Source organism: Rhodococcus sp. KRD162, assembly GCF_017168335.1.
GTDB lineage: Bacteria > Actinomycetota > Actinomycetes > Mycobacteriales > Mycobacteriaceae > Rhodococcoides.
Map to the genome: position 1 here is coordinate 170,260 of NZ_JABFAU010000007.1, position 17,604 is coordinate 187,863.

Sequence of the window (17,604 nt, forward strand, 5' to 3'; positions counted from 1 at the left end):
CGGACTTCGAACCGGGGAACTCCGAAGACCGCCGGTGGGGCTCCCACGCTCACAGCGGCACCGCCTACCATGGACGCGTTCGGGTCAGCCGCCGCGCACAAGCCGTGGTGACGAACCCGTGAGCTCGCTGAAATTACGAAGCGTTGCTCGTAATGCAGTGTTGTTCGTAGTGCAGTGTTGTTCGTGTCAGTACCCGTGAACCGAGGATCGAGGACGAGAAAGCCCGTGCCGTCGCTGTCGTTTTCCAAGCTGCTCCGTGTTGGTGAAGGTCGCATGGTCAAGCGGCTCAAGAACATCGCTGACCACGTCTCGACCCTGTCTGCTGACGTCGAGAGTCTCTCCGACGACGAACTCCGCGCCAAGACCGCGGAGTTCCGGGAGAGGTACGCCGCAGGTGAGAGCTTGGACCAGCTCCTGCCGGAGGCATTCTCGGTGGCGCGGGAAGCGTCGTGGCGAGTGCTCTCGCAGCGACCCTTCGACGTCCAGGTCATGGGCGGAGCCGCGCTGCACTTCGGCAATATCGCCGAGATGAAGACCGGTGAGGGCAAAACCCTGACGTGTGTTCTCGCCGCGTACCTCAATGCGATTTCCGGCGAAGGCGTCCACGTGGTGACGGTCAACGACTACCTCGCCAAGCGTGACTCGGAGTGGATGGGTCGTGTGCACCGGTTCCTCGGCTTGACCGTCGATGTGATCCTCGCCGGCATGACCCCGGCCGAACGCCGCACCGCATACGCCGCCGACATCACCTACGGCACCAACAACGAGTTCGGGTTCGACTACCTGCGCGACAACATGACGCACTCGCTCGACGATCTGGTGCAGCGGGGCCACAACTTCGCCGTGGTCGACGAAGTCGACTCGATTCTCATCGACGAGGCCCGAACGCCGCTCATCATCTCCGGGCCTGCGGACGCCTCGAGCAAGTGGTACGGCGAATTCGCACGCATTGCACCGATGCTGAAGGTCGACACTCACTACGAGGTCGACATCCGCAAGCGCACCATCGGTGTGCACGAGGCAGGCGTCGAACTGGTCGAGGATCAGCTCGGTATCGACAATTTGTACGAGGCCGCCAACTCTCCGTTGGTGAACTACCTCAACAACGCGATCAAGGCCAAAGAGCTCTACACCAAGGACAAGGACTACATCGTCCGCGACGGTGAGGTCATCATCGTCGACGAGTTCACCGGCCGCATCCTGGTGGGGCGTCGCTACAACGAGGGCATGCACCAGGCGATCGAGGCCAAGGAGAAGGTGGAGATCAAGGCCGAGAACCAGACTTTGGCCACCATCACGCTGCAGAACTACTTCCGGCTCTACGACAAGCTGTCCGGAATGACCGGTACCGCCGAGACCGAGGCAGCCGAGCTTCATCAGATCTACGGACTCGGCGTCATCCCGATTCCGACGAACCGTCCCATGGTCCGAGTGGACAACGGTGACCTGATCTACAAGACCGAAGAGGCGAAGTTCGACGCCGTCGTCGACGACGTCGTCGAGCGGCACCAGAAGGGCCAGCCGGTGCTGATCGGTACCACCAGCGTCGAGCGCTCGGAGTACCTGTCGAAGCAGTTCACCAAGCGCGGCGTCGCGCACAACGTGCTCAACGCGAAGTTCCACGAGCAGGAGGCGACGATCATCGCCGAAGCCGGTCGCCAGGGCGCAGTGACCGTCGCGACGAACATGGCAGGCCGTGGAACCGACGTCGTTCTCGGCGGCAACCCGGACATCATCGCCGATCTGCAGCTCCGCAAGCAGGGCCTGGACCCGGTGGAGACCCCCGAGGACTACGAGGCGGCGTGGGAGCCGACTCTCGAGAAAGTCAAGGCGCAGGTCAAGGCCGATGCGGACACCGTGCGTGAAGCGGGTGGGCTGTACGTGCTGGGCACCGAACGCCACGACTCGCGGCGCATCGACAATCAGCTGCGAGGTCGCTCCGGTCGTCAGGGTGATCCGGGTGAATCGCGCTTCTACCTGTCCCTCGGTGACGAATTGATGCGCCGATTCAACGGCGGAGCACTCGAGTCGATCATGACCAGGCTCAACCTGCCCGACGATGTTCCGATCGAGGCCAAGATGGTGTCCAAGGCCATCAAGAGCGCTCAGACGCAGGTCGAGCAGCAGAACTTCGAGATCCGTAAGAATGTCCTCAAATACGACGAGGTGATGAACCAGCAGCGCACCGTCATCTACGAGGAGCGTCGTCGCATCCTCGAAGGGGCCGATATGGAGGGCCAGGTCGAGGGCATGATCACCGACGTGATCAGCGCCTACGTCGACGGTGCCACGGCCGAAGGCTACGTCGAGGACTGGGACCTCGAGCAGCTGTGGACCGCGCTGAAGACGCTCTACCCGGTCGGCCTCGATCACAAGGTCCTCGCAGCCGAGGACGAGGACGGCGTGAAGGGCGACCTCAGTCGCGACGAACTGCGTGAGGCGCTGCTCGAGGATGCGCGCGCTGCGTACGTCACGCGGGAAGCCGAGATCGACGGTATCGCAGGCGAGAACGGCATGCGCGAACTGGAGCGTCGAGTGTTGCTGTCGGTGCTCGACCGCAAATGGCGTGAGCATCTCTACGAGATGGATTACCTCAAGGAAGGCATCGGCTTGCGCGCCATGGCGCAGCGTGACCCGCTGGTGGAATACCAGCGCGAGGGCTACGACATGTTCCAGGGCATGCTCGAGGGCCTGAAAGAGGAATCTGTCGGCTTCCTGTTCAACCTGCAGGTGGAGGCGACACCGGCTCCTGCTGGGCCCGCCGCCTCGGCTGGGCTCGCGGTGGCTCCGGGACTGGCGTCTCCGGTGGCTGCAGGCGCGCCCACGGGAGCACCCGCCGCAACGACCGCGCGTCCGACACCCACCGCGCCGCCCGCTGCTCCGGCACCCCCGGCACCGGCCGTGCCCTCGGCTCTGCGTGCGAAAGGTCTGGAGGACCGGGACGAGCAGAGACTGACGTTCTCCGGTCCGGCCGAGGACGGCGGCACCGCGGTTCGCAGATCGGGATCGGCTACTGCCGGCCAGTCCGCGGCTGACGGTACCCGCCGAGAGCGTCGGCAAGCGGCGAGGGCGCAGAGCAAGGGACCGAAGAAGGCAGCTCGCTCCAAGCGCAAGAGGTAGCGGACAGCGGTCGCGTCGTTGCAGGGTGGCAGCACTACCCCACGCGCAACGACGTGACCGTCCATCCGGGGCGGCGCGGATCGATCGCCAACTCGATTCGGCCGGCGAAGGCGAACATTCGTGGCCCGCGGGTGTACGAGCCGAATATCTCTGCCGACACCTCCGACCGGTACACGACGTGGACTCGGCTGATCGTGGCCAACCCGAGCCGGCGCCCCGGTGGCGGGTTGCGCACGATCGTCCGCACCAGGTCGATCATCGAGGCGGTGAACAACCCCGACAGATGATCGGCGCTTCGCCGGCGATCGATCACTTCGATCAGCACGCGCATCGCGCGCTCGGCAGTCGAGCGCGCATCGGCAGGCACGGCCGGCCGTGCGGCGGGCGGCTCGATCCGTCGGCGGGATGGATTGCTGCGCACCGACGGTCGATGCCGGGCCGGTATCGGTTCGGCGGCAGTTGTCGGGCCGCGACGGTGCACGGTGCCCGGCGAGAGTGGCGGCTCGAACGGCGCTGCGCGGGAGAGGAAGCAGTGCTGTTCGGCCTGCAGCCGTGGGTCCGGTCCTAACGTGTCGCCGGGGCCGGGTGGCTCGTTCGATTCGATGACGCTCACACCGAGATTGACGGTCTCCGGCCCCGTTCGGTTCCCTGTCGATTCACACGAGATTGCGCGACACGAGTCATCGAAAGACCGCGCGACCGATGCCCGTCCGCCACGTACTCTAGGTTCGAGGACATCGCGCGCACGGGGACAGGATCGGGCGCGTACTTCATGCGAGGACGGGGACTGGTAACACGCGATGGCAACGAGGCTGACAACGCAAGATGCGTCGTTCTACTTTCTCGAGGCCAGTAGTAGTCCCATGCATCTCGGATCGCTCGCCATCTTCCGGACCCCTCGCAGCGGGTTCAGCTACGAGCGGTTGCTGTCGTTGGTGGAGCAGCGTCTGGCTTTGGTTCCCCGCTACCGGCAGAAGGTCCGCGAGGTCGCGTTCGGCCTGGCGCGGCCGGTATGGGTCGACGATGCAGACTTCGACATCACGTATCACATCCGGCGTTCGGCGCTTCCGAAACCGGGTTCGGACGACCAGTTGCACGATCTGATCGCGCGGCTCACCTCGCGCCCCCTCGATCGCACCCGCCCGCTGTGGGAGATGTACCTGGTCGAGGGGTTGTCGAAAAACCGCTTCGCCATCTTCACCAAGTCCCATTCGGCCCTGGTCGACGGTGAGCACGCCCTCGACATCGGTCAGGTCATCCTCGACGCGAGCAAGAATCCGGCCCCGATGGCCGAGGAGTTGTGGATGCCCGCGCGCGAACCCAAGGACTCCGCCTTGGTCATCGACGCGCTGACGGAGTTGGTGGTGCGGCCGGGGGAGGGCATCGAGGCGCTGCGCGGCGCGGTCAACGGCGTCGCCGAAGTCGCGGGCGATGCACTGCGCGCCGCGGGCAAAGTTGCCGCGGTGCTGCGTACTGCGACCCAGAGCGCTCCCTCGAGTCCACTCAATGCCCCGATCTCCCGAAATCGACGATTCGCGGTGGCCAAGACGGAGCTGTCGGACTATCGGAGAATCCACAACAGGTTCGGTTGCTCGATCAACGACGTGGTGCTCGCGGTGGTGACCGGGGCACTGCGAAACTGGCTGCTCTCGCGCGGGGAACCGGTGACGGCGTCCTCGACGGTACGAGCGATGGTGCCGATGTCGGTGTACGTCTCCGCCGATCGCGTGGGGTTCGGGGACGTGGGCGACCGACCGATCGAGTCGGCCGAGGACGATCGCGGCGAGGACGATCGAAGCGAGGACGATCGAAGCGAGGTCTCCTCGTTCCTCGTCGACCTGCCGGTTGGTGAATCGAATGCGGTGGTTCGGCTCTCACATATCGCGCACGCCACCGAGGCACATGCCCATCAGAGTCGCGGTGTGACTGCGCAGACACTGATGCGGATCTCCGGGTTTGCTCCGGCGAGCCTGCATGCCATGGGGGTGCGAGCGGGAAGCCGGCTGTCGCAGCGGGTGTTCAATCTGATCGTCACCAACGCGCCCGGGCCACAATTTCCGCTCTACGTCGGCGGTGCGCGGATGCTCGAGATGTACCCGGTCTCGCCGCTGTTCGAGAATCAGGCGCTGAGCATCGGGCTGACGTCGTACGACGGCTTCGTGTTCTTCGGCCTCAACGCCGACCGTGGTGCCATGCCGGATGTGGATGTGGTGACAGCGCTGCTGCACGAGGCGCTGGAAGAGTTGGTCGACGCGAGTAACGAATCGAGAGTGTGAGGTCTTCGCAATGCGAGTCTATGTTCCGGCGACGCTGGAGTTCTTGAAAGTGTTGTCGGCGGAAGGCGAATTCAGCCCGGTCTCGCGCACGGCCTTCGCGGTGACGCCGACCCTGCGTGAGGCCTACTCCTCCGGTGACGACGAGGAGTTGGCCGAGGTCGCGATGGGGGAGGCGGCCCGTGCCTCGCTGCGGCTGATCGCTGCTGCCGTCGACGGCGAGGCCGATACGGGGACGGTCGCCGAGGGCGTGGTGTATCGGCGGGCCGTGATCGCAGCCGATGTGGACGATCCCACACTGCGACCCGATCTCGACGATGCCGTCGTACGGCTGGCGGATCCTGTGCGGATGGATCAGGTCGCGTCGGTGCACGTCGATCTCGAAGGTGCCGAATCTGCGGTTGCCAAGGCCGTGGCAGTCGTCGACGCTGCCGACATGGGCGATGTCGACGCGGAGTTCGTGTTGGGGGACGCCGAGGATCACACGTTGGCGTGGTACGCCCCACAGGAGTTGTCGTTCCTGCTCGAGCTGCTCTGATTGCGCTGTGATCGTCCCCGCAGAGTTGTGGCGCAGGCAACCCTGGCCGAGAACCTACGGTAGCGTAACCTCGATGACCGCATACGGCTCAGTGTCTCGATCGAGGAGATGGAACACCCGATGGATCTGAAGAAGTGGCTGGAAGCTCCCGCGGCAGGCGTCTCGGCACCCAAGCGTCCCAGGCTGAACATGGTGCGCGGTGCCTTCACCCGCATCACCACGCCTTTGTTGCCGGACGACTATCTGCATTTGGCGAATCCACTGTGGTCGGCTCGCGAACTGCGAGGTCGGATCGTACGTGTGGAGAAGGAAACCGCCACTGCGGTGACCCTGGTGATTCGGCCCGGCTGGGGCTTCAATTTCGACTATCAGCCGGGCCAGTACATCGGTATCGGTCTGCACCTCGGCGGCCGGTGGCACTGGCGGTCGTATTCGTTGACCTCACCGCCGGACTGGGAAGACAAGCTGATCTCCATCACCGTGAAGGCGATGCCGGAGGGCTTCCTGTCCTCGCATCTCGTCGGCGGTGTGCCGCAGGGAACCATCGTTCGCCTTGCCGCTCCGAAGGGCAACTTCGCGTTGCCGGTGCCGCCGCCGAACAAGATCCTGTTCGTCACCGCGGGCAGTGGCATCACCCCGGTCATCTCGATGCTCAGGGCGCTCGATCGGCACGGGGACATGCCCGACACGGTCCATATTCACTCGGCCCCCACCGAGGACGAGGTCATGTTCGCCGCGGAACTCGCCGCGCTGGAGAAATCCCACCCCAATTTCACCTCTCATGTGCAGCTGACGCGATCCGGCGGCAAGTTCGCGCTCGCCTCTCTCGATGCGATGTACCCCGATTGGCGGACGCGAGACACATGGGCCTGTGGCCCTGCGGCTCTGCTCGAAGAGATCGAGAAGACCTGGAAGCGGGAGGGGATCGAGGACAAACTTCACCTCGAGCGATTCGAGATTTCCAGGGCCGACACCTCCGGTGCGGGCGGCACGGTGACGTTCTCCAAATCGGACAAGAAGGTCGCTGTCGACGGGGCGACGAGTCTGCTGGAAGCGGGCGAGGGAGTCGGTGTTCAGATGCCGTTCGGCTGCCGGATGGGAATCTGCCAGACGTGTGTGGTCCCGTTGACGGCAGGGCATGTCATCGACCTACGTTCGGGCAAGGAACACGCCGAGGGCGAACGCGTACAGACCTGTATTTCCGCTGCTGCGGGCGATTGCACATTGGAACTGTAGGTCTGTTTTTCGCACACGGCCTTCTCAGGCTGTTCGGTTACGCTTACGTAGGTTGCCCACGCCGAAAGCTGGCATTTCGGGCACTGCTTCTCAACTGTTGGAGGACCCGGTGGCCATCACCGACATCAAAGAGTTCGCGCACCTGAGCGAAGCGGACATGGAAGCGTTCGGGCGTGAGCTGGACGCGATTCGTCGAGACGTCGAAGACAGTCGCGGCGAACGCGATGCTGCGTACATCAGGCGAACCATCAGGCTGCAGCGGCTGTTGGAGCTCGGTGGGCGCGCGGTGTTGCTCGGCAGCAAGTATCGACCCGCCTGGCTCGTCGGGACGGCGATGCTCAGTGTCTCCAAGATCATCGAGAACATGGAACTCGGCCACAACGTGATGCACGGCCAGTGGGACTGGATGAACGATCCGGAGATCCATTCCGTGTCGTGGGAGTGGGATCAGACCGGGCCGTCCGAGCAGTGGAAGCGTGCGCACAACTACTCGCATCACACCTACACCAACATCGTCGGTATGGACGACGACATCGGGTTCGGCATCCTGCGCATGACCAGGGACGAGCCGTGGAAGCCGATCAACCTCGTTCAACCTCTCGCCAACATCGTGTTGGCGGCGACGTTCGAGTGGGGTATCGCGTTGCACGACTACGACGCTCAGAAGCAGTTGGACGGCGAGAACGAGAAGGGCCTGTTTAAGTCGCCTGCGACTCGGGCCTTCGCACGCAAGATAGCCCGGCAGGTGGGCAAGGACTTCGTCCTGTTTCCCGCCCTGACCGGACCGGCGTGGAAGTCCACGCTCACGGCCAATGCCACCGCCAACCTCGTCCGCAACCTGTGGGCTTACGCGGTGATCTTCTGTGGTCATTTTCCCGACGGTGCCGAGAAGTTCACGATCGGACAGTTCGAGACGGAGACGCGTCCCGAGTGGTACCTGCGCCAGATGCTCGGCAGCGCCAACTTCGAGGCGGGGCCGGTGATGGCCTTCATGAGCGGCAATCTGTGCTACCAGATCGAGCACCACATGTTCCCGGACCTGCCGAGCAACCGGTACTCCGAAATTGCCGAGCGGGTGCACGCACTGTGTGAGAAGTACGATTTGCCGTACACGACGGGTTCGCTCGGTAAGCAGTATCTGTTGGCGCTGCGAACCATTCACAAGCTGTCGCTGCCCGACAGGTGGTTGCGGGCGACGTCCGACGATGCTCCCGAGACCTCGTCCGAGCGGCGCTGGCGGGTGGGTGATTCGCCGACGGTCCATGCGCTCCGGATCGACCCGCTCACCGGACAGCGTCGTGGATTGCGATCGGCCATGCAAGAGGCCCGGATCGCCCTGCGCAATGCGAAGAAGGAAGCCAAGCGTCAGGCGAAGGCTCTCCGTCAATCGGGTGGCCGCGTCGAATTGTGAATCGTCACACAGATTGCTCGACGCAACCTACGCGACCGTAACCTACGGTACGGTAGGAGGCGGAATTGCACATGGCCCATCACCTGCATGCTGTGTGTTCACGACTGCCAGGAGGTTGTATCCATGGCGATAACGGACATCAAGGAATACGCGCATCTCACCGATGCCGACATCGAGGCGTTGGGTCACGAGCTCGATGCGATTCGGCGTGACATCGAGGCGTCCCGCGGTGAACGCGACGCCCGGTACGTCAAGAACACCATCCGTCTCCAGCGTTCTCTCGACATCGGCGGCCGAGCACTGTTGTTCGCCAGTCGACGCCGACCGGCGTGGCTCGCGGGTACGGCCATGCTCGGGGCCGCGAAGATCATCGAGAACATGGAACTGGGCCACAACGTCATGCACGGCCAGTGGGATTGGATGAACGATCCCGAAATTCACTCCACCTCGTGGGAGTGGGACAACACGGGACCGTCGGCGCACTGGAAGCAGACGCACAACTACATTCATCACAAGTACACCAACATTCTGGGCATGGACGACGACGTGGGCTACGGCCTGCTCCGCGTCACTCGCGACCAGCGGTGGAAGCCGTTCAACCTTGCGAACCCGGTCCTGAACCTGCTGCTGCAGTTGTTCTTCGAGTACGGCGTGGCCTTGCAGCATCTCGAACTGGGCAAGGTTGCCAAGGGCCGCGTGCCACGCGAGGAGTTCGAGCAGAAGCGTCGTGAAGTGCTCGAGAAGGTCGGCAAGCAGATCGGCAAGGATTACATCCTGCACCCGCTGCTGACCGGTCCTGCATGGAAGAGCACGTTGACGGCCAATATCGCCGCCAACATGATCCGGAACGTGTGGACCAACACCGTGATCTTCTGTGGACACTTCCCGGACGGTGCGGAGAAGTTCACCAAGTCCGACATGGAGGGCGAGACACAGGGGCAGTGGTACCTGCGTCAGATGCTCGGCAGCGCGAACTTCAACGCGGGCCCCGTCATGGAATTCATGAGCGGTAACCTCTGCTACCAGATCGAGCACCACCTCTTTCCCGATCTCCCCAGCAACCGCCTGCGGGAAATCAAGGTTCGAGTGGTCGAACTCGCCGAGAAGTACGACCTGCCCTACACGACAGGGTCGATCGTCCACCAGTACTTCCTGTCGTGGCGGACCATCGCGAAACTCTCGCTGCCCAACAAGTACCTGAAGGCGACCAGCGACGATGCTCCGGAAACCGCATCCGAGCGCAAGTTCGCCGATGGCCCGACCGGATTGTTCACCGTCGATCCCGCGACCGGCAAGCGCCGCGGTCTGCGTACCGCAATCGCAGAAACGAAGAAGCGCAAGAGGACTCGTAGGCCGGTGCGGACGGCCGCGTAAGTCACAGACTGCGTGCACGCCTGGTGGTGGCCGTCCCCGAAAGGGGGCGGCCGCTACCAGGCTTCGTTGGTTCGAACGGCCTCGAGAAGTAGGCGCACCGCGGCCACGCGCCGAGCCGGGTCGCCGGTGAGGGTGTCCAGCGCGCATTCGGGATCGGCTGGAGGGCCGAGGTGAGTGCACCCCCGCGGGCAGTCCTCGATCGTTCCGGCGAGGTCCGAGAAAGCGGCGACGACGTTTTCCGGAGAAATGTGGGCCAGGCCGAACGACCGGATACCCGGAGTGTCCACCACCCAGCCGCCGCCGGGTAGCGGCAGCGCCACCGACTGAGTGGAGGTGTGTCGTCCTTTGCCGACGCCCGAGACCACGCCGGTCGCGCGATAGGCGTCGGGCACCAATCTGTTGACGAGCGTGGACTTGCCGACGCCGGAATGGCCGACGAGGGCAGTCACCTTGTCGGTCAGCATCGCAGTGACCTCGGTGAGGTCCTCGGACTGCCCAGCAAGAACCACCGGCAGGTCGAGATCGGTGAACGCGGCGGTGAACTCGGCCGGGTCGGCCAGGTCGCTCTTGGTCAGGCACAGTACGGGTTCGAGGCCGCCGACGTATGCGGCGACCAGCGCTCGTTCGACGAAGCCGGTACGTGGTGGCGGATCTGCGAGTGCGGCAACGATGAGCAAGCGATCGGCGTTGGCCACCACGACGCGCTCGAACGGGTCGGTGTCGTCTGCCGTTCGGCGCAACACCGTGCGGCGTTCGGCCACGCGGACGATTCGAGCGAGCGTGTCGACCTTGCCCGACAGGTCGCCGACGATGTCGACTTCGTCGCCCACGACGATCGGGGTGCGGCCGAGCTCACGAGCCCGCATCGTCACGACCGGGCGGGACGGATCGCCGCCGAGCACACAGCCCCATCGACCGCGGTCGACCGAGACGACCATGCCGGCTTCGGCGTCGTTGTGTTCGGGCCGAGTCTTGGTGCGCGGGCGTGAACTCTTGCCCGGCCGGATTCGGACGTCGGACTCGTCGTATCGACGCGCGGTCAGGAGCCGACCCCGCTCGGTGTCGACGCGGACAGCATTGCGTCCCATAGCTTCTCGAATCCAGGGAGCGTCTTGGCCGTGGTGCCGATATCGTCGACCTCGACTCCGGGAACTCGCAGTCCGACGATTGCTCCCGCCGTGGCCATCCGGTGGTCGGCGTACGAGTGCCAGCAGCCACCGTGCAGCGCGGCCGGTTCGATGCGGATGCCGTCCTCGGTTTCGATTGCGCGGCCGCCCAGCCGCGTGATCTCGGTCGTGAGCGCGGCGAGTCGATCGGTCTCGTGACCACGAAGATGGGCGATACCGCGCAGGATCGATGGGCCCTGCGCCAGCGTCGCCAGCGCGGCGACCGTCGGGGTCAGCTCGCCGACATCGTGGAGATCGAAGTCGATGCCGTGCAACGTATCCGGTCCTTCGACGGTGAGGATGCCCGCACTCAGATCGACTCGCGCGCCCATCTGCGCGAGTATCTCGCGAATCGCGTCACCGGGCTGAGTGGTCGATTGTGGCCAGTTCGGAACGCGCACTACGCCTTTCGTTGCGACAGCCGCAGCCAGAAAAGGGGTGGCGTTGGACAGGTCCGGCTCGATGCTCCATTCGGTCGGGGCGACCGGCCCCGGGTGGACGCGCCAGGTGTTCGCGTCGCCTCCGCTCTCGGGGGTCTCTACCCGCACGCCTGCTCTCCGCAGCATCTCGACCGTCATGTCGATGTGCGGCATGGACGGAACGGGCTTGCCGACGTGGTGGATTTCTATGCCCTCGTCGAATGCGGTGGCCGAGAGCATCAGGCCCGAGACGAACTGCGAGGATCCCGAGGCGTCGATCTCGACCGGTCCGCCGCGCAGTGAGCCCGTGCTGTGCATCGTGAACGGCAGCGCACTTCCCTCGATCTCGGCTCCCACCGCGCGCAGCGCGTCGAGAATCGTGTCCAGAGGGCGACTGCGTGCCTGCTCGTCACCGTCGAACGAGACCTCGCCGACGGCAAGCGCGGCCAGGGGCGGTACGAAACGCATGACAGTGCCTGCGAGTCCGCACTCCACCGCTCCGCCACGAAGCGGAGCCGGGGTCACCGTCAGTGCCGTTCGGTCGTCCGGCGCGGCCGTGATCTCGATTCCCAGCGTCGACAAAGCGTCGATCATCAGGTCCGTGTCACGGCTGCGCAGGGCACCGGTGATTCTCGATGGACCAGATGCCAGGGAGGCGATGATCAGCGCGCGATTGGTGATCGACTTCGATCCGGGGAGAGTGACGGTCGCGTCGACGGGTGCGACGGCGGCGGGGGCTGTCCAAGTGCTCACGGGTCCATCTTCGCTCATTCGGGATCAGCGCGCGGCGATGGGCGCGGTTGTCGCGCGGGTGAGCCGGACCAGATCGTCCGGGGCCACTTCGATTTCGAGTCCTCTGCGTCCGCCGCTGCACAGAATCGTCTCGAAATCCAGAGCGGAGTCGTCGATCGCCGTGGGTAGGGATCTGCGTTGGCCGAGGGGCGATATTCCGCCGAACACGTATCCCGAGGACCGCTCCGCTGCAGCTCTGTCTGCCAGGGTGATCTTGCGGGTGGCCAGCGCCGCCGCCGCTGCTTTGAGCGCGAGCGTGGTCGTGACGGGCACGACTGCAACGGCCAGTGAGCGATCGGCACGTTCGACGACGAGAGTCTTGAACACTCGTTCGGGGCGAACTCCGAGCCGTTCGACGAGTATCTGTGCTGCCTCCTCGCCGTAGGACTGGGCCCGCGGGTCGTGGTCGTAGGAATGCACGGTGTGGGCCACCCCCTGTGCGGTGAGCAGTGCGAGAGCGGGTGTGGACGCGGCCATCAACGGGACTCTAGCGATCCGGCGGGAACACGTCGGCACGGAGCAGTGTTGTGCACTCACAGATACGTACGAGGGCGGAAGGAACGAACTATGGCATTGCTGACCGCGGAGCGTCCCCTGGCATTGGCGGAGGTGATCTCTGCGCCGAAGTCGGTGGCCGGCGCGGTAGCCTGGACGGTGGAAGCTACCGAAGGGATCAGCGTGACAGAAGCCAGGACTCCCGCAGCAGCAGCCACTGCAATCGAGGACGAGAAGGCGATCGCGGAGCAGCGCGCGGCCGAGACCGAGGCTCAGCTGACCGAGCGTTTCGAGCGCGATGCGTTGCCCATGCTCGATCAGCTCTACGGTGCAGCGCTGCGGATGACGCGGAACCCCGCCGACGCCGAGGACCTGGTGCAGGAGACGTTCGTGAAGGCGTATTCGGCCTTTCGTTCGTTCCGCGACGGGACCAATCTCAAGGCGTGGCTCTATCGGATTCTGACCAACACGTACATCAATTCCTATCGGAAGAAGCAGCGTCAGCCCGCTCAGTATCCGACGGACGAGATCAGTGACTGGCAGCTCGCCGCCACCGCCGAGCACACGTCGACCGGACTGCGCTCCGCCGAGGTCGAGGCGCTCGACGCGTTGCCCGACGACGACATCAAAGCGGCACTGCAGTCGCTGCCCGAAGAGTTCCGGATGGCCGTGTACTACGCCGACGTCGAGGGATTCCCGTACAAGGAGATCGCGGAGATCATGGGTACTCCGATCGGCACGGTGATGTCTCGGCTGCATCGCGGACGTAAGCAGCTGAGGGGATTGCTGGCCGGTGTGGCGCGCGAGCGAGGGTTCAACCGGGACGGCGCAGTCGATCGCCACGAGCAGGAGGTAGTGCGATGACGGGTACCGGAGATGCCGACGCAGGCGAGCAGTTCGAGAATCTCGACTGCTCGGCGGTCATCGCAGACGTGTGGATCATGCTCGACAACGAGTGTGACGAGGCAAGCCGCGCACGTCTGCAGAAGCACATCGACGAGTGCGGATCGTGCTTCGAGGCCTACGGAATCGAAGAAAAAGTCAAGAAGCTGATCTCGCGCAAGTGCGGCGGAGACCAGGCACCTGCGGGACTGCGCGAACGACTGAGCGTCGAGATACGCAGGACCGTGCTGATTCGCCAGACCGACGCCGACTAGTAGCGCCGGACACCCGACAACCGACTTCGGACAACAGACGAGGGGCCGAGAAGCAGATGCTTCTCGGCCCCTCGTCGGTTCGTGGCAAACCGTCAGCTGTTGGGACGTTTGCCGTGGTTGGCCTTGTTGCCCTTACGAGCACGCTTCTTACGTCCACGCTTTCCCATGATGGGCTCCTCTCGTTTGTTCACTACAGTGTCCCACGTGTGATTGGCTTACTGTGACGGGCCTGGCCCGAGTGGGTGTCCGGCACAGTTCGTGGTGACGTGAGAGAGGGGCTCGTCGATGTCCGAGGACGTTCGAGCAGAGATGGTGTCCACGGTGTTTCAGGTGGTCGTGGGCCGAGGTGACGCTGTCGAGGTCGGTGACACTCTGGTGATCCTGGAATCGATGAAGATGGAAATTCCGGTGCTGGCAGAGACGGCAGGGACGGTCACGTCCGTGGACGTCGCGGTGGGTGATGTCATTCAGCAGGGCGATCTCATCGCCGTCGTGTCCTGATCCACGGTTACCTGAGATCACGTGTCGACCCTCAGTGACCTGCTCGCCGAACACACCGACCTTCCCGGCAATGCCGTCGACCATCTGCAACGTGTCGTAGGGGAGTGGCAGCTGCTGGCGGACCTGTCCTTCGCGGACGTTCTCCTGTGGGTCGGAACGGACGACGTGTCCAGTGCGAACGCCGACGTGCTGTGCGTGGCCCAATGCCGTCCCACGACTGCACCGACGGTGTTCACGCACGACATCGTCGGCACGACGATCTCCGACTCGGAGCACCCGGATGTCATGGTCGCCCTACAGCAACGCAAGATCGTCCAGAGCGGGGTCCAGACACGAAGCGAGAGTATTCCGGTGCGCTGCGGCGAGCACGTGATCGCAGTGCTGACGCGCGATACCAACCCGGCCCAGCTTCGACCGCCCAGTGCACTCGAGGTGGCCTATCGAGAGTGCGCCGATGACCTCTGCCTGATGATCAGTGAAGGCACGTTTCCGACACCGGAGGAGCGCACCGACGTCAACTCCTCTCCTCGGGCCGGTGACGGCTTCATCCGCATCGACACCGAGGGTCGGGTGGAGTACGCCAGCCCGAACGCGCTGTCGGCGTATCACCGGATGGGACTGACGACGGAACTGTCCGGCCGGGACCTGGCGTCGGTCACCCGATCACTGGTGACCGACCCGTTCGACTCGCAGGACGTCGCCGACCATATTCGGTCCTCCATCAACGGGAACGTGGGTCATCGGATGGAGGTCGACGCCCGCGGTGCCACCGTTCTGGTTCGCACGCTGGCGCTGCAGCCCCACGGTCGGTCCGCCGGCGCGGCGGTACTGGTTCGCGATGTCACCGAGGTGAAACGACGCGACCGCGCCCTGCTCAGCAAGGATGCGACCATCCGGGAGATCCACCATCGCGTCAAGAACAATCTGCAGACCGTTGCGGCCCTGCTCCGATTGCAGTCTCGTCGACTCGAGAACGAAGAAGCGCGCACTGCACTGGCCGAATCGGTCCGCCGGGTCACGTCCATCGCCCTCGTACACGAAATGCTGTCGATGTCGGTCGACGAGGAAATCGATCTCGACGAGATAGTCGATCGACTGGTACCGATCATGCTCGACATCGCAACGGTCAACCCGCGGGTGCGAGTGATACGCGAGGGCAAACTCGGAGTCTTCTCGGCCGAGCGAGCCACCTCGTTGGTCATGGTGCTGACCGAACTGGTGCAGAACGCGATGGAGCACGGTTTCGACGCCGGATCGGCAGGTCTGGTGAGGATCGGTGCAGATCGATCCGCGAAATGGCTGGACGTGGTCATCCACGACGACGGGCGCGGTCTACCGAGTGGATTCTCGCTGGAGCGCTCGGACGGGCTGGGCCTGCAGATCGTCCGCACCCTGGTTTCGGTGGAGCTGAGCGGATCGCTCGGCCTGCATCCGGCACCAGGCGGGGGGACCGACGCGATGCTGAGGGTTCCGTTGGGACGCCGCGCGGCCCGGCCCTGATACACGCTCGGTGAATACTGCGTTACATCCACATGCTGTGTTACATCCACAGGCTGCGCTACATCCCTCACCCGAGCAGAAGGCCCGGCACCCGCTGCGAGCGGATACCGGGCCTCCCGGGGTAGTGCTAAAGCGTCTCAGACTGTGCTGCGTGCGCGCGTACGTGCGTTGCGTCGCTTGAGCGCACGGCGCTCGTCTTCACTCATTGCGCCCCACACTCCGGCATCCTGACCGGATTCGAGTGCCCAGGACAGGCATTCAGCGGTGACGGGGCACCGAGTGCAGACGACTTTGGCATCGGCGATCTGCGCGAGAGCCGGGCCACTGTTTCCCACCGGGAAAAATAGTTCCGGGTCTTCATCGCGACAAATTGCCTTGTGGCGCCAGTCCATCCTCTGCTCCTTACCGGGCGCCGCAGCGCCGTTCGTTTCTCTTCTGTTCACGAGTGGGTAACCAATGTTTCCGCACTGTTGCTTGTGAATGCTTTCACGAACTCAGGTGAAGTCAAGGGCTACGCGCGTGACCGTGGTCAAGCTCACTCTGTTAGGCTCACATATTCTGCGCTCCTTTGTACCTGGAGCAGACAGTTTTCGCTCGTTTTTTCGCACGAACGCGTGCATACGGGCTCTCGTGCGCCCGGCGCAACCAGCGCCTACGCCCCTGGAGCCACCACTTCCAACGCGTCGGGAGTGGAGAAAAATTCCGCCTCCGTGCGTTCACCCAAGTAATCGCCATCCATCTGCAGGCCGACCGGCTCCGCCGAGGAAATTCGCACATTCGGTACGTCATCGAGACGAATCAGCTTGCGAGACTTCGGCTCCGCTCCCTTGGACAGCAACTGCCGCGAGACCCGCAGCGTGGGAAACAGCGCAGTCGACTGCATCGCGAACAGACCGAGACCGGAATCGAAACCAGTCCCGGGATTCGTGTGCACCGGTCGCTCGTTCAGATACGTCCACGGACTCGAATTCGAGACGAATGCATAGTGCACCCCCTCGAACGGATCGAGCCCCGACACCTCGACCGTCAACCGCGCCGGCCTGCGCTTGTGCTTGAAGAACTCCTGCACCGCGGACCGCACATACCGCGTCGCCGACACCGGCCTACCGTCCTTACGGCTGGCATCGATAGCGCGACACACCTCGGCATCCAAGCCCATCCCCGCATTGAATGTGAACCATCGATTGTCGCAGTGGCCCAACCCGATCGTCCGCCGCGCCCGCGCATCGAGCAACCCGATCAACTGATTCGTCGCCGCCACCGGATCCGCCTCGATACCGAGCGAACGAGCGAACACATTCGCACTACCGCCGGGAACAACCGCAATAGGCGGAATCGCACCGATCGTCACCGCCTGCATCGAGGTCGGCAACGGCACCCCGAGCAGCCCGTTGATCACCTCGTTGACCGTGCCATCGCCCCCGTGGACGATCACCAGACCCATCCCGTCCTCACGGGCACCCCGAGCCAGCTCCGACGCATGATCTCGATGGGTCGTATGCGCAACTGTCACCCGCACTCGACTGGCCAACGCGTGAGCCAACAGATCACGCGCCGCTGCGGTCGTGGAAGTCGCATTGGGATTGACGATCAGCAGCGCATGCACGAGCACAGACACTAAC

General features: G+C 64.2%; 17 protein-coding genes. 10 read left to right on the top strand and 7 right to left on the bottom strand.

What is annotated here, in order from left to right; genetic code table 11:
• Positions 1-225: 225 nt before the first annotated feature.
• Complete coding sequence (secA, locus tag J1M87_RS12490) at positions 226-3,120, top strand: preprotein translocase subunit SecA (protein ID WP_206489835.1); 2,895 nt, start codon at positions 226-228, stop codon at positions 3,118-3,120.
• Between the two features lie 34 nt (positions 3,121-3,154).
• Here secA and J1M87_RS12495 read toward each other — a convergent pair whose 3' ends face one another.
• A complete protein-coding gene (locus tag J1M87_RS12495) occupies positions 3,155-3,733 on the bottom strand; it encodes an Rv3235 family protein (RefSeq protein WP_206489836.1) in 579 nt (192 codons plus the stop codon).
• A 187-nt stretch (positions 3,734-3,920) separates the two neighbouring features.
• On the opposite strand from J1M87_RS12495, the gene J1M87_RS12500 reads away from it, so the two are divergent.
• From J1M87_RS12500 to J1M87_RS12520, 5 genes are all read left to right on the top strand, one after another.
• Positions 3,921-5,396, top strand: coding sequence for a wax ester/triacylglycerol synthase family O-acyltransferase (locus J1M87_RS12500; protein WP_206489837.1), 1,476 nt, complete (start codon positions 3,921-3,923; stop codon positions 5,394-5,396).
• Between the two features lie 10 nt (positions 5,397-5,406).
• Positions 5,407-5,931 (top strand): hypothetical protein, encoded by a 525-nt coding sequence (locus J1M87_RS12505; RefSeq protein ID WP_206489838.1) that lies wholly within the window; start codon positions 5,407-5,409, stop codon positions 5,929-5,931.
• A gap of 120 nt (positions 5,932-6,051) precedes the next feature.
• The gene (locus tag J1M87_RS12510) at positions 6,052-7,167 is read left to right on the top strand and encodes a ferredoxin reductase (protein WP_206489839.1); all 1,116 of its coding nucleotides are present in this window, start codon (positions 6,052-6,054) and stop codon (positions 7,165-7,167) included.
• Positions 7,168-7,276: 109 nt separating this feature from the next.
• Complete coding sequence (locus J1M87_RS12515; RefSeq protein WP_206489840.1) at positions 7,277-8,578, top strand: fatty acid desaturase; 1,302 nt, start codon at positions 7,277-7,279, stop codon at positions 8,576-8,578.
• A gap of 123 nt (positions 8,579-8,701) precedes the next feature.
• A complete protein-coding gene (locus J1M87_RS12520; RefSeq protein ID WP_206489841.1) occupies positions 8,702-9,952 on the top strand; it encodes a fatty acid desaturase in 1,251 nt (416 codons plus the stop codon).
• Between the two features lie 53 nt (positions 9,953-10,005).
• On the opposite strand, the gene rsgA is transcribed toward J1M87_RS12520, so the two are convergent.
• Genes rsgA through ybaK form a run of 3 tightly spaced genes read right to left on the bottom strand, consistent with a single transcriptional unit; the run spans position 10,006 to position 12,809 of the window.
• Positions 10,006-11,040 carry a ribosome small subunit-dependent GTPase A gene (gene rsgA, locus J1M87_RS12525; RefSeq protein ID WP_206489842.1) on the bottom strand — a complete coding sequence of 345 codons (1,035 nt, stop codon included), beginning with the start codon at positions 11,038-11,040 and terminating at the stop codon, positions 10,006-10,008.
• Entirely contained in the window at positions 10,992-12,308 is a 1,317-nt protein-coding gene (aroA, locus tag J1M87_RS12530) for a 3-phosphoshikimate 1-carboxyvinyltransferase (RefSeq protein ID WP_206489843.1), read from the bottom strand. Before aroA ends, rsgA begins: the two co-directional genes overlap by 49 nt.
• Before the next feature lie 6 nt (positions 12,309-12,314).
• Positions 12,315-12,809, bottom strand: a complete 495-nt coding sequence (ybaK, locus tag J1M87_RS12535) for a Cys-tRNA(Pro) deacylase (protein ID WP_374222382.1) — start codon at positions 12,807-12,809, stop codon at positions 12,315-12,317.
• Positions 12,810-12,896: 87 nt separating this feature from the next.
• Between ybaK and J1M87_RS12540 the strand changes: the two genes are divergently transcribed.
• Positions 12,897-13,688, top strand: coding sequence for a sigma-70 family RNA polymerase sigma factor (locus J1M87_RS12540; protein WP_241256815.1), 792 nt, complete (start codon positions 12,897-12,899; stop codon positions 13,686-13,688).
• On the top strand, positions 13,685-13,981 hold the full coding sequence (gene rsrA, locus J1M87_RS12545; RefSeq protein ID WP_206489845.1) for a mycothiol system anti-sigma-R factor: 297 nt from the start codon (positions 13,685-13,687) through the stop codon (positions 13,979-13,981). Before J1M87_RS12540 ends, rsrA begins: the two co-directional genes overlap by 4 nt.
• A gap of 92 nt (positions 13,982-14,073) precedes the next feature.
• Here the strand turns inward: rsrA and J1M87_RS29430 are convergent, their stop codons facing one another.
• A complete protein-coding gene (locus J1M87_RS29430) occupies positions 14,074-14,148 on the bottom strand; it encodes a 50S ribosomal protein bL37 (protein ID WP_370878772.1) in 75 nt (24 codons plus the stop codon).
• 118 nt (positions 14,149-14,266) lie between these two features.
• Between J1M87_RS29430 and J1M87_RS12550 the strand changes: the two genes are divergently transcribed.
• Together J1M87_RS12550 and J1M87_RS12555 are read left to right on the top strand one after the other, a co-directional pair.
• On the top strand, positions 14,267-14,482 hold the full coding sequence (locus tag J1M87_RS12550) for a biotin/lipoyl-binding carrier protein (protein ID WP_206489846.1): 216 nt from the start codon (positions 14,267-14,269) through the stop codon (positions 14,480-14,482).
• 21 nt (positions 14,483-14,503) lie between these two features.
• On the top strand, positions 14,504-15,982 hold the full coding sequence (locus J1M87_RS12555; protein ID WP_206489847.1) for a sensor histidine kinase: 1,479 nt from the start codon (positions 14,504-14,506) through the stop codon (positions 15,980-15,982).
• Positions 15,983-16,119: 137 nt separating this feature from the next.
• Here the strand turns inward: J1M87_RS12555 and J1M87_RS12560 are convergent, their stop codons facing one another.
• Together J1M87_RS12560 and J1M87_RS12565 are read right to left on the bottom strand one after the other, a co-directional pair.
• Positions 16,120-16,374 (bottom strand): WhiB family transcriptional regulator, encoded by a 255-nt coding sequence (locus tag J1M87_RS12560; protein WP_008717730.1) that lies wholly within the window; start codon positions 16,372-16,374, stop codon positions 16,120-16,122.
• A 260-nt stretch (positions 16,375-16,634) separates the two neighbouring features.
• The gene (locus J1M87_RS12565; protein WP_206489933.1) at positions 16,635-17,588 is read right to left on the bottom strand and encodes a diacylglycerol kinase family protein; all 954 of its coding nucleotides are present in this window, start codon (positions 17,586-17,588) and stop codon (positions 16,635-16,637) included.
• Between the last annotated feature and the right edge of the window lie 16 nt (positions 17,589-17,604).

Coding starts and splice junctions, on each gene's coding strand:
- J1M87_RS12500 (WP_206489837.1), top strand. CDS start 3,921: ATGGCAACGAGGCTGACAACGCAAGATGCGTCGTTCTACTTTCTCGAG.
- J1M87_RS12505 (WP_206489838.1), top strand. CDS start 5,407: ATGCGAGTCTATGTTCCGGCGACGCTGGAGTTCTTGAAAGTGTTGTCG.
- J1M87_RS12510 (WP_206489839.1), top strand. CDS start 6,052: ATGGATCTGAAGAAGTGGCTGGAAGCTCCCGCGGCAGGCGTCTCGGCA.
- J1M87_RS12520 (WP_206489841.1), top strand. CDS start 8,702: ATGGCGATAACGGACATCAAGGAATACGCGCATCTCACCGATGCCGAC.
- rsgA (WP_206489842.1), bottom strand. CDS start 11,040: ATGGGACGCAATGCTGTCCGCGTCGACACCGAGCGGGGTCGGCTCCTG.
- aroA (WP_206489843.1), bottom strand. CDS start 12,308: ATGAGCGAAGATGGACCCGTGAGCACTTGGACAGCCCCCGCCGCCGTC.
- J1M87_RS12540 (WP_241256815.1), top strand. CDS start 12,897: ATGGCATTGCTGACCGCGGAGCGTCCCCTGGCATTGGCGGAGGTGATC.
- rsrA (WP_206489845.1), top strand. CDS start 13,685: ATGACGGGTACCGGAGATGCCGACGCAGGCGAGCAGTTCGAGAATCTC.
- J1M87_RS12550 (WP_206489846.1), top strand. CDS start 14,267: ATGTCCGAGGACGTTCGAGCAGAGATGGTGTCCACGGTGTTTCAGGTG.
- J1M87_RS12560 (WP_008717730.1), bottom strand. CDS start 16,374: ATGGACTGGCGCCACAAGGCAATTTGTCGCGATGAAGACCCGGAACTA.